General features: G+C 73.9%; 12 protein-coding genes. 7 read left to right on the top strand and 5 right to left on the bottom strand.

The genetic code is table 11. The features are described 5' to 3' along the window. Positions 1–229 precede the first annotated feature (229 nt). The gene (locus ACFWJ4_RS39160) at positions 230–706 is read right to left on the bottom strand and encodes a hypothetical protein (RefSeq protein WP_380553582.1); all 477 of its coding nucleotides are present in this window, start codon (positions 704–706) and stop codon (positions 230–232) included. 162 nt (positions 707–868) lie between these two features. On the opposite strand from ACFWJ4_RS39160, the gene ACFWJ4_RS39165 reads away from it, so the two are divergent. The 4 genes from ACFWJ4_RS39165 to ACFWJ4_RS39180 all read left to right on the top strand — a co-directional run bounded on the left by ACFWJ4_RS39165 (position 869) and on the right by ACFWJ4_RS39180 (position 4,533). After that, positions 869–1,702, top strand: a complete 834-nt coding sequence (locus ACFWJ4_RS39165) for an SDR family oxidoreductase (protein ID WP_380553585.1) — start codon at positions 869–871, stop codon at positions 1,700–1,702. Between the two features lie 319 nt (positions 1,703–2,021). Continuing rightward, positions 2,022–2,858 (top strand): NmrA family transcriptional regulator, encoded by an 837-nt coding sequence (locus ACFWJ4_RS39170; RefSeq protein WP_380553603.1) that lies wholly within the window; start codon positions 2,022–2,024, stop codon positions 2,856–2,858. Positions 2,859–3,036: 178 nt separating this feature from the next. Next, the gene (locus ACFWJ4_RS39175) at positions 3,037–3,639 is read left to right on the top strand and encodes an anthrone oxygenase family protein (RefSeq protein WP_359914103.1); all 603 of its coding nucleotides are present in this window, start codon (positions 3,037–3,039) and stop codon (positions 3,637–3,639) included. Between the two features lie 198 nt (positions 3,640–3,837). Continuing rightward, the gene (locus tag ACFWJ4_RS39180) at positions 3,838–4,533 is read left to right on the top strand and encodes a polysaccharide deacetylase family protein (RefSeq protein WP_380553588.1); all 696 of its coding nucleotides are present in this window, start codon (positions 3,838–3,840) and stop codon (positions 4,531–4,533) included. A gap of 74 nt (positions 4,534–4,607) precedes the next feature. Here ACFWJ4_RS39180 and ACFWJ4_RS39185 read toward each other — a convergent pair whose 3' ends face one another. Beyond that, complete coding sequence (locus ACFWJ4_RS39185; RefSeq protein WP_380359050.1) at positions 4,608–5,102, bottom strand: DUF1772 domain-containing protein; 495 nt, start codon at positions 5,100–5,102, stop codon at positions 4,608–4,610. Between the two features lie 177 nt (positions 5,103–5,279). On the opposite strand from ACFWJ4_RS39185, the gene ACFWJ4_RS39190 reads away from it, so the two are divergent. The 3 genes from ACFWJ4_RS39190 to ACFWJ4_RS39200 all read left to right on the top strand — a co-directional run bounded on the left by ACFWJ4_RS39190 (position 5,280) and on the right by ACFWJ4_RS39200 (position 8,186). Beyond that, positions 5,280–6,287 carry an AraC family transcriptional regulator gene (locus ACFWJ4_RS39190; protein WP_359914094.1) on the top strand — a complete coding sequence of 336 codons (1,008 nt, stop codon included), beginning with the start codon at positions 5,280–5,282 and terminating at the stop codon, positions 6,285–6,287. Positions 6,288–6,407: 120 nt separating this feature from the next. Next, positions 6,408–6,986 carry a TetR/AcrR family transcriptional regulator gene (locus ACFWJ4_RS39195; protein WP_380553591.1) on the top strand — a complete coding sequence of 193 codons (579 nt, stop codon included), beginning with the start codon at positions 6,408–6,410 and terminating at the stop codon, positions 6,984–6,986. 42 nt (positions 6,987–7,028) lie between these two features. After that, positions 7,029–8,186 (top strand): GDSL-type esterase/lipase family protein, encoded by a 1,158-nt coding sequence (locus ACFWJ4_RS39200; protein WP_380553594.1) that lies wholly within the window; start codon positions 7,029–7,031, stop codon positions 8,184–8,186. A 493-nt stretch (positions 8,187–8,679) separates the two neighbouring features. Here ACFWJ4_RS39200 and ACFWJ4_RS39205 read toward each other — a convergent pair whose 3' ends face one another. The 3 genes from ACFWJ4_RS39205 to ACFWJ4_RS39215 are packed head-to-tail and all read right to left on the bottom strand — an operon-like array spanning position 8,680 to position 10,742. Then, positions 8,680–9,345, bottom strand: coding sequence for a 4'-phosphopantetheinyl transferase (locus tag ACFWJ4_RS39205; RefSeq protein WP_380553597.1), 666 nt, complete (start codon positions 9,343–9,345; stop codon positions 8,680–8,682). Between the two features lie 5 nt (positions 9,346–9,350). Continuing rightward, entirely contained in the window at positions 9,351–10,244 is an 894-nt protein-coding gene (locus tag ACFWJ4_RS39210) for an alpha/beta fold hydrolase (protein WP_359914082.1), read from the bottom strand. A gap of 27 nt (positions 10,245–10,271) precedes the next feature. Next, positions 10,272–10,742: an SRPBCC family protein gene (locus tag ACFWJ4_RS39215; RefSeq protein WP_380553600.1), complete on the bottom strand. Its 471-nt coding sequence runs from the start codon at positions 10,740–10,742 to the stop codon at positions 10,272–10,274. Positions 10,743–10,911 lie beyond the last annotated feature (169 nt).

Raw genomic sequence — 10,911 nt, forward strand, 5'->3', positions numbered from 1 at the left:
GGGGGTGGCGCGTCGCTGGGCGTCGCCCGTTCGCATGATGGTGGCGTGGGAGGTGGCCGACGCCCCCCCCCCGGCACCGGGCTGCTCCAGCAGTCACTCGGCCCCGTCCCGCGGCACCCACGGAAAGGACACCCCGGGCCACCGCACCGCCGCCCACGCGTCGAGGCCGACGGCCGTGCCGGCGTCGACGGACACCGGCGCATCATGTCCGACCGGCCCCCTCCGCCCGCTACCGGATCCGCCGCAGGCGGGAGTCGGCGATGTTACGGGTGCGCCGGGTACGGCCGTTCTCGGCGAGCAGGCCCAGCGCGGCCCGGTCGGGCGACTCCTCGGCGAGGCGTCCCTGGAGCCAGTTCTCCGCCGCGAGCAGCTGCTCCTCCTCCCACGGCTCGCCCAGGACCGTCGCCCGCAGCAGCGCCCAGTCCCGCAGCCGCCGGGCGGCGAACGCGTCGGCCGCCACTGCGCCCGCCAGCTCCCGCCGCCAGGCCGGGAAGCCCGGATCCGTCAGCAGTTCCGCCGCGCGCCGGTCCAGGTACTCGCAGACCGCGCAGCTCGCCATCGGGCGCTCGGGGTCGGTGAGCACCCGGGCCGCGAGGGCGGCCGCGTCCTCGGGAGCCACGTCCGCGAAGGCCCGGCGGTAGCGTGCGAACCGCACGTGCTCGTCCGGCTCGAAGCCTTCCGCACCGGCCGCTGCTGTCTCGGTCACCGGGGTTCCCTCTTCCGTCCTGCCGTGGCCGCTTGCCCGCCCGATGGTCGCACGGCCGGTGGAGGGCGGGTCCGGCGCCTCCGCCGGTGACCTCCTTGACCTCAAGTCGGCTTGAGCTTCTAGCCTTCACCCGATCGATCGTCGGGCGACAGGAGAGACCGCATGATTCTCGTGACCGGAGCCACCGGCAACATCGGACGTTCCCTGCTGGAGGAGCTGCGGGCCTGCGGGGCCGGCCCCCTGCGGGGCCTCACCCGGGACAGCACCCGGGCCCGGCTCCCCGAGGGCGTCGAGGTGCGCGAGGGCGACCTCGCCGACCCGGCCTCCCTGGCGCCCGCCCTCGACGGGGTGCGCTCGCTGTTCCTGGTGTCGCGGATCGGCTCCGATGCCGGGATCCTCGACGCCGCCCGCCGCGCCGGCGTCGAGCACGTGGTGCTGGTGTCGTCCGTCACCGTCGAGACGCATCCGCACCTGGGCCCCGCCCGGGAGAACGCGGACGTCGAGCGGCTGGTCATGGACAGCGGCATGGCGTGGACGGTCCTGCGGCCGACCCAGTTCGCCTCCAACGCCCTGTGGTGGGCGTCGGCGATCCGCGAGCGGGGGACGGTCCGCGTGCCGTACGCGGACACCGGACTGCCCACGATCCACCCCGCGGACATCGCGGCGGTGGCGCGGGTGGCGCTGACCGGGCCCGGCCACCGGGGACGGGTGTACGCGCTGACCGGGCCGGAGCGGGTGACGGCCCGCCAGCAGGTGGCGGCCATCGCGGCGGCCCTCGGGCGGGAGGTGCCCCTCGCGGTGATCGGCCGGGAGGAGGCCCGGCGGGAGCTGGCCGAGGCCCTGGGAGCCGAGGCGGCGGACGCGGTGCTCGACCTGACGGGCGGGGACGTCAACGACGGCCTGGTGGAGGTGCGCGACACCGTCGAGCGGGTCACCGGATCCCCCGCCAGGCCGTTCCACCACTGGGTCGCCGAGAACGTCGCCGCCTTCCGCTGACGAGCCCCCCGCCCGCCACCACCGTTTCGCCGCCCGGCCGTTCCGCTGCCCGGCCTTCCGCCGCCCGGCCGGGTGCTCAAGGGCCGCTGGAGGCCAGGTCGAGACGGGTGGTCCGGGGCGGCCCCGGTGTGTTCTGGTGGAGGGCGGAGGGCGCGCGCGGGGGCGTAGACGCTGGCGCATGGAGCTGAGTGCGGAGGCTATGGTTCGCCGGCCCGGAGTGGCCTTGACTGGTGGACACGAGGACGGACGCGCAGGGTTCACGGAACCCGGCCGGTCCGACGATCCGAACAGGCTCCTACTCCGAGTGAGGGTGATTGTGATGGCTGGTGCGGTGGATCTCGCGGTCGAGTCCGGTGTGGTGCTGGTGGTCGGTGGGACGGGGAAGACGGGTCGTCGGGTGGCGGACCGGCTGGCGGCGCGGGGTTACGGGGTGCGGGTGGGGTCGCGGTCGGGTGCGGTGCCGTTCGACTGGCACGACGAGGGGACGTGGGAGGGGGCGTTGGAGGGGGTGAGTGCGGCGTATCTGACGTACTACCCGGATCTGGCGTTCCCGGGGGCGGTGGAGGCGGTGGGGGCGTTCTCGCGGTTGGCGGCGGAGCGCGGGGTGGGGCGGTTGGTGCTGTTGTCGGGGCGTGGTGAGGAGGCCGCGGAGGCGGGGGAGAAGGCGGTGATGGAGTCGGGGGCCGCGTGGACGGTGGTGCGGTGTGCGTGGTTCAACCAGAACTTCAGTGAGTCGTTCTTCCTGGAGCCGGTGCTGGCGGGGGAGTTGGCGTTGCCGGTGGGTGGTGCGGTGGAGCCGTTCGTGGACGTGGAGGACATCGCGGACGTGGCGGTGGCGGCGTTGACGGAGGCGGGGCACGCGGGGGAGGTGTACGAGTTGACGGGGCCGCGGTTGCTGTCGTTCGCGGACGTGGCGGTGGAGTTGTCGGGGGCGACGGGGCGTGAGGTGCGGTTCGAGGCGGTGTCGGAGGAGGTGTACCGGGGGGTGCTGGAGGCGGCGGGGCTGCCGGCGGACTTCGCGGAGCTGTTCTCGGTGATCCTGGACGGCCGCAACGCCTCGTTGGGCGACGGTGTGCGGCGGGCGCTGGGGCGTGAGCCGCGGGACTTCGCCGACTACGCTCGCGAGGCCGCCGCCTCCGGCGTGTGGAACGCGTGACCATCCGGAAGGGCAACACCTGCCGTCCGTACGGCAGTTCAGTAGATCGTCGGTGCCGGGCGGCACCGACCCCCTGACCAGCACCCGGCCGCGGCCGGGAGCGGTGAGGAGGCCGGCGGCCCGGACACCGGGAGAGTCCCCGCACCGGGCGGGGACCGGGGAGACCGAAGGAATACCCATGCGCTCGAACCAGACCGCGACCCCTGCTTCCTACACCGCCGCACAGTCCTTCACCGGCCTCGCGCCGGGCGGCACGGCCCCGGCCGTGCCCGGCACCCGGAGCAAGGCCGCCGGCCCGCTCCTGGTGGGCGCCACCATCGCGATGGGCCTGATGGCCGGACTGTTCTTCGCCTTCGACGTCTCGGTGATGCCGGGCCTCGCGGAGGGCGACGACGGCACCTACGTGACGGCGATGCAGCACATCAACAAGTCGATCGACGGGAACGGGCTGTTCGGCCTGGTCTTCATCGGCGCCTTCCTCGCCACCGGCATCGCCGCCTGGCTCCAGCACAAGGCCGGCCGGCGGCAGGCGGCGCTCTGGGCGGCGGCCGCGACGCTGCTGTACGTGGTGGCGCTGATCGTCACCATGGGCGTCAACATCCCGCTCAACAACGAGTTGGCGGCGGCCGGCGACGCGGCGCAGATCCACGACCTCGCCGCCGTGCGGGCCAAGTTCGCGGACACCTGGGTCCCGGTCAACATGCTCCGCACCGCGCTCTGCGCCGGCGGCCTGCTCGCCCTGACCCGCTCCCTGGTGCTGCACGGCCGCGCCGGGCGCTGAACGCCGGCCCCGCACAGGGCCCCCGACGGATCCCGTCGGGGGCCTTCGGCCTGTCGACGGGCAACTGTCGCCCGGCAGCCGCCACCCGGCGCCCGACTGGCCGATTCCGTTCGCTCGCGACCGACGAAGGGTCGCGGCGGGCGGGCCCGCGGGCGCAGACTGGCCGGTGCACGGGAGTTCCGACCGCAGGGGGCAGGCATGTCCGTACCACCCTTCAGGCGCAGGGCAGTTGGCAGGTTCCGGACCGCGATCGGCGCACTGGTCGTCGCCCTGGCGGCGGGAGCGGCGGTCACCCTGCCGGCCGCCGAGGCACAGGCGGCCGGCGCCAAGGGCGGCAAGGTGGTCTACCTGACCTTCGACGACGGCCCCAGCCCCGCCTACACGTCCAAGGTCCTGGCGACGCTCGGCCGGTACGGGGTGCGCGCGACCTTCTTCGAGATCGGGCAGAACGTCTCCGCCCACCCCGCGGTGACCGCGCAGGTCGCCAAGCAGGGCCACAGCGTGCAGAACCACTCCTGGTCCCACCCGGACCTGAGCAGGCTCTCCGCGGCCGCGCTCAACGCGCAGGTGGTCGACACCGACAAGGTCATCCGCGCGCAGACCGGCCGTACCCCGAGCTGCCTGCGCCCGCCGTACGGCGCCGTCAACGGCACGGTGCGTTCGAAGGCCGCGGCACTCGGCAAGCAGGTCGTGCTCTGGTCGGTGGACCCGGCGGACTGGTCCCGCCCCGGCGCGGCCGCGATCAGGTCGCGGGTGCTGAACAACGTCCGTCCCGGTTCGGTGATCCTGCTGCACGACGGCGGCGGCGACCGCAGCCAGACGGTGGCCGCGCTGCCGGGGATCATCTCCACGCTCAAGGCGCGCGGGTACGGCTTCGCCACCCTCTGCGGCTGAGTCCGGTCAGCGGCAGAGGGTGGCGGTGGCGGGCGGCGCGGCCGGGCCCGCCCGTCGAGCGGGTCCGGGCCCGGTCAGCTCTGCCCGTTGAGGACGAGTGCCCAGGCGAGGCAGGCCAGGGCGCCGGTCGACAGCAGGGCGCGCAGCACGTTGAAGCGCACCCAGCGCGCCTCGAAGCGGCTGCGCACCGCGGCCGGGTCGGCGATCCGCTGGGCCGACCCGGCGGCTTCGAGCTCGTCGTTCAGCGGGATGTTGACCGAGCGGGTGACCCCGATCATCGCGACGTACAGCACCAGCGCGGCGATGGTCGCGGGCAGGACGTCGTGCCCGTCCGAGGGCAGGTGCAGGGCGACCGCCGCCGCGGTGGCGAGCAGGGCGCCGACGAAGCCGAGGACGAACCAGCCGTTCAGGATCGCCTTGTTGACGCGCTGCATGACCTCGATGAAGGTGCGGTCGTCGACCCGCGCGAGTGCCGGCATGACCGAGCACGAGTAGCCGTAGAACAGTCCCGCGGTCAGTCCACAGGTGACCGTGGCCGCCACCAGGACGAGTGTGCGTGCCGTTTCCATCGTCGTGAGCCCCTCACTTCTCGCAGCCGGTGTCGCCGTGCCGCGGTCGCCGTGTTTCGGTCCGTACCCCCGTGCGCAGATCATCCGGCATTCGGGCGGTGCGAGCCACCTCGATCACTCAAGAGTCTCTCAAATGACGAAGCGTCAAATGATGTCCCGCCGTCTACACTTGGCGTCATGGACACTCTGACGGGACTCCTCGACGGCCCCAAGGCCCGTGGCGCGTTCCTGCTGCGCTCCATCCTCACCCCGCCGTGGTCGCTGCGGATCGAGGACCGGGCCCCGCTCTCGGTGGTGACGATGGTCCGCGGCGACGCCTGGATCCTGCCCGAGCGCGGCACCCCGCTGCTGCTGCACCCGGGTGACGTGGCGATCGTGCGCGGCCCGGAGCCGTATACCGTGGCGGACGACCCCGACACCCCGGTGGACGTGATCGTCGGCCCGGGCCAGGTCTGCACCAAGGGCGGGGTGGACGTCTCCGAGGTGATGTCGCTCGGCGTCCGGACCTGGGGCCAGGGCCGGGAGGGCGACCGGGCCTCCTCGGTGGTGCTGTCCGGCACCTACCAGGCCGAGCACGAGATCGGCCAGCGGCTGCTCGGCTGCCTGCCCGCACTGCTGGTCCGCCCGGCCGGCACCGGCGCCGACGACACCCTGGTGCACCTGCTGGCCGCCGAGATAGGGCGCAACGAGCCCGGCCAGGAGCTCGTCCTGGACCGCATCCTGGACCTCCTGGTGGTCTCCGTGCTGCGCGCCTGGCTGGCCGCCCCCGACTCCGGCGCCCCCGCCTGGTACCGCGCCCAGCACGACCAGGTGGTCGGCCCGGTGCTGCGGATGATGCACGACGACCCGGCCACCGCCTGGACGGTCGCCGAACTGGCCCAGCGGGTCGGGGTCTCCCGGGCCGGCCTGGCCCGCCGCTTCACCGCCCTGGTCGGGGAGCCCCCGATGGCGTACCTGGCGGGCTGGCGGCTGGCGGTCGCCGCCGACCTGCTGCGCGAGCCCGAGTGCACCGTCGCCTTCGCCGCCCGCAAGGTCGGCTACAGCAATGCCTTCGCCCTCTCGGCGGCCTTCAAGCGGGTGCGCGGCGTCAGCCCGCAGGAGCACCGTCGGACGGCGGCCACGGGCACCCCGTCGCAGCAGGCGGGCTTCTCGGGGCCGGCGGAGACGGTGATCCTGGCGGGCTGAGCGGGCTGAGCGGGCTGAGCGGGCTGAGCGGGCTGAGCGGGGTGTTTCCATTTGCCTAATCCATTTAGGCAATCCCATACTGTCCGTAGACAGCCGACGCGACCGTACGGGAGAACGCACATGGCAAGGGCAGGGCTGACCGTCGAACGCCTGGTCGTCGCGGGCGCCGAGCTCGCCGACCAGGTCGGCTTCGACCAGGTGACCGTCGCCGCGGTCGCCCGCGGCTTCGGCGTCCAGACCGCCAGCCTCTACTCCCACGTCAAGAGCTCCCACGACCTCAAGACCCGGATCGCCCTGTACGCCCTGGAGGAACTCGCCGACCTCGTCGCCGACGCCCTCGCCGGACGGGCGGGCCGCGACGCCCTCGCCGCCTTCGCGGACGCCTACCGCGACTACGCGGCCCGCCACCCCGGCCGCTACGACGCCACCCGGCTGCGCCTGGACGCCGCAACGGCCGCCGCCAGCGCGGGCGTCCGGCACGCCCAGATGACCAGGGCGATCCTGCGCGGCTACGACCTGGGCGAGCCCGAGCAGACCCACGCGGTGCGCATGCTCGGCAGCGTCTTCCACGGCTACATCAGCCTGGAGGCGGCCGGCGGGTTCAGCCACACCGCCGTCGACCCGCAACAGTCCTGGGACTGGATCATCGACTCCCTCGACGCCCTGCTGCGCGCCGGCGGGCCCCGTACGACCGGTTGATCCACCCCCTCCGCATGCCCCGACGAACCGAAGAGCAGCACCATGACGACGATCACCACCCCCGTCACCGAGGCCCTCCTCCACGGTCACCTCGACCTCGAACACACCGCCCGCGGCCTGCTGCCGCACCGCCTGCCCGCCGCCGCCCGCCGGCGGATCCCCGACGAACAGCTCGCGATGGCCGAGTCCCAGCCCTCCGGCGTCCGGCTCGCCTTCCGCACCCGCGCCACCACCGTCACGCTGCACGCCGTCCCCACCAAGCGCGCCTACCCGGGCGTCCCGAACGTCCCGGACGGCGTCCACGACCTCCTGGTGGACGGCCGGCTCACCGCGCAGAGCACCGTCCCCGGCGGCAACCTGCGCACCGTCGACCTCGCCACCGGCCGCTTCGAACTGACCGAAGGACCGTCCGGCAGCGCCCGGTTCACCGGCCTGCCGGAACGCGACAAGACCGTCGAGATCTGGCTCCCGCACACCGAGACCACCGAACTGATCGCCCTCGACACCGACGCCCCGATCGAGCCGATCCCGACCGGCACCCGCAAGCACTGGCTGCACCACGGCAGTTCGATCAGCCACGGCTCCAACGCCGCCCACCCCACCGGTACTTGGCCCGCCCTGGTGGCCAACGGCGCCGGCCTGGACCTGACCAACCTCGGCTTCGGCGGCGGCGCCCTGCTCGACCCCTTCACCGCGCGCGCCATCCGCTTCACCCCCGCGGACCTGATCAGCCTCAAGCTCGGCATCAACCTGGTGAACACCGACCTGATGCGGCTGCGCGCCTTCACCCCGGCCGTCCACGGCTTCCTGGACACCGTCCGGGACGGCCACCCGACCACACCGCTGCTGGTAGTCTCCCCGCTGCACTGCCCGCTCCACGAAACCGTGCCGGGCCCGCTCGCCCCCGACTTCAGCAGCGGCACCCTGCGCTTCCGCGCCACCGGCGACCCCGCCGACGTGGCCGCCGGCCGGCTCACCCTCACCGTCATCCGTGCCGAACTGGCCCGCATCGTCGCCGAACGCCGGGCCGACGGCGACCAGCACCTGCACCACCTGGACGGCCTGGCCCTCTACGGCGAGCCCGACCACGACGCCCACCCGCTCCCCGACGGCCTCCACCCCTCCCCGGAGGCCCACCGCCTCATCGCGGAGCGCTTCGCCGAGCTCGCCCTCGCCCCCGGAGGCGCCCTGGCACCGTGACCCGCCGCGGTCACCTCCCGCCGGAGCGACACGGCGGACCAGTGGCTGCGGACCTACGAGCAGTGGCAGCAGCAACACCGGGTGCGGCGGGCGACCTGGCTGTGCCGACGCGGCCGCGTCGTGTTTCTCCCTGCCGCGTCGCTCCTCCGGCTCCTCCGGCTCCTCCGGCTCCTCCGCGATACCCGTGGCGCAGTTCCCGCAGTGGTCGGTGACCACCGCGCGCCAGGACGATCGCCCCGGGGCCCCGACCACGTCGGCCTGACCGGCCACCCCGTGGCCGGCTCCCCGGAGGCCGCCCGGCTCGGCCCGGCGGCACGGCCGCGATGGGCCCCGGGACGGCGCGTGTCGCGGAGTCACCGGCTCGGGTACGGCGCTTCCCCGCGCACCACCCGGAACGGAGTGAAACCCCACAGCCCCGCCCCTCGTTCGGCACCGGCCGTACCGGTGCCGAGCAAGAGGCGGGGCGTGGACGGCCCACGGGCGGCAGGGCGTCTCATGCGGCGGCCGCCGGGGACGGCGGGAGCGCGAGCGCGGTGACCACCGTGCCGCGGTGCACGCCCCAGGTGCCGGTGCTGACGGCCGGGTGGTGCGGGTGCCGGGCCGCGAACGTACCGTCGGCGTACACGGCGACGGAGATGGCCGCGAGCGGGGCCCAGGTCCCCGTCAGCGGATGGACGGCCTTGTAGGCGGCCTCCTTGGCGCTGAACAGGACCGTGTCCCAGGGGGCCCGGCCCTCCGGCAGCACGGCCAGGGCGCTGCGCTCGGCCTCGCTGCTGACCAGCTGGAGCACACCCCGCGGGAGCGGCCGCGCCGGCTCGGCGTCGATCCCGAGCGAGGCCAACTGCCCGGTGCCGGCGACGGCGCAGGCCGTGTAACCGTCCGTGTGGGTGATGCTGCCCGTGACGCCCGCCGGCCACCTGGGCGCCCCGCCCGGCCCGGGCAGCAGCGGCACCGGCGGATGCCCGAGAGCACCGAGCACCTGACGGGCGAGCGTCCGGGCGGTGGCGAACTGCCGGCGGCGGCGCGGCGACCGGTCCCGGATGTACGCCGCCTCCGACGGCAGCAGCCGGCCCTCGGACGGGACGCCGAAAGCCTCGGCACAGTGGACGTGGGGCGGGAGCAGCGCGGCCAGGACGCCGACCGGGGCGGTGGTGGTCACGGTCGTCAGCGGCCGGCCGCGACCAGCAGGTGGACGTGGTGCGCGATGTGCTGGGGAGTCTCCAGCGGCACCATGTGACCGGTGCCGGGAATCCGGTGCAGCTCGGCGTGCGGCAGCGCCGATGTGAGCTCCCGGCTGAACTCGGGCTTCACGATCTTGTCCTCGGTGCCGGTGATGACCGCGGTCGGCGCGGTGATCCCGGCCAGACCCGCGCGCTGGTCCATCTCCTGTGTCGACGCGAAGCACGCGGCCCGGGTCGCCGGCGACGTGGCGGCGAACAACCGGCGGTTGGCCTCCCGCGCCGACAGCGAAGCAGCCGGCCCGTGCGTCCCACCGAGCAGCCGACGGCCCAGCCACGGCGTCCGCAGCGCCCGGCTGAACAGCTTCGACCCCATCATCCTGACCTCGCTCGCCGGCGTGATCTGCCCGTGCGAAGCCGTCGACACGAGCACAAGACCCGCCAACCGCCCGACACTTGCCCCGCCGTTCCCGGCCGGCAGCCCCGCCGCCCAGGCCAGCGCCGCGTACCCGCCGCCCGAGTGCCCCACCACCACGACCGGCCGCTCCGGCGTGGTGAGCGTCCCGACGACGGTGTCCAGGTCCCGCGCCAACCGCTCGATGCTGATCGGCTCCCGCCCGGACGTCGACGAGGCGTGACCGCGCTGGTCGTACGTGGCCACCGTGTGCCCGGCCGCCGCGAGCTGCTGCGCGGTGGCGTGCCAGACGGTCCGGGAGGCGGCCCAGCCGTGGACCAGCAGCACCAGCGGCCGGCCCGGATCGGGCTCGCCCGGCTGGTGGACCGTGATGGCGAGGTGCGCGTGGTCGTCGGTCGTCGCGGTGTGGTCGGTGGTGGTGACGGCGTGCCGGGCGGGGAGCACGGGGATTTCGGTGACGGTCACTGGGGCCTCCTTCTCCGGTGGTGGTTCCTACTTCTGGCTGTCGAGGTGGCGGCGGAGGTTGCTGAGGGCGTGCTGGGTGGCGGTGGTGTGCTTGGTCGTGAGGTTCGTGAGCTTGTGGAAGAACTTGGCCAGGCCGTGCGGGTCGGTGGCGAAGGTGATCGTCAGCAGAGTCTGGGCGCCGTTGTCGTGGGGCGTGAGCCGGTAGGTCGTCGTGCCCTGGAAGTGGCCGGTGTGGGACTGGGTGAGCTCGGCGTCCGGGACGACCTGCGTGGTGGTCGAGGTGAACCGCAGCTTGGGACCGGGCTTTCCGACACCCGCCGGGTGGACCGTGGTCGTGGTGGTGCCGCCGGTCTGCTGCGGGCCGGTGGACCCGGGCCGGTGGGTGTTGTGAGGGTGCCACCACGTCGTCCTGCCGTTGAGCTCGTCGACGATGGCGTTCCAGACGGCGTGGGCGGGGTGGTTGAGGATGGTCCGGTCGGTGTGGTGAATGGCGCGCACGGGAAATCGGTCCTTTCGCTCGACGGGTGCGGCAGTGGAATCCGGTGAATCGCCGAATTCCCTTTTCCGTTGCGGTGTGTGGTGTGTTTTGGGGTTAGGGGAAGATGTTGTGGCCGGGGGTGAGGGTGTGGGTGGGGTCGTAGGTGTTTTTGGCGTTGGTGAGGGTGGT

This window comes from Kitasatospora sp. NPDC127067, from assembly GCF_042724755.1.
Taxonomy (GTDB): domain Bacteria; phylum Actinomycetota; class Actinomycetes; order Streptomycetales; family Streptomycetaceae; genus Kitasatospora; species Kitasatospora lactacystinica.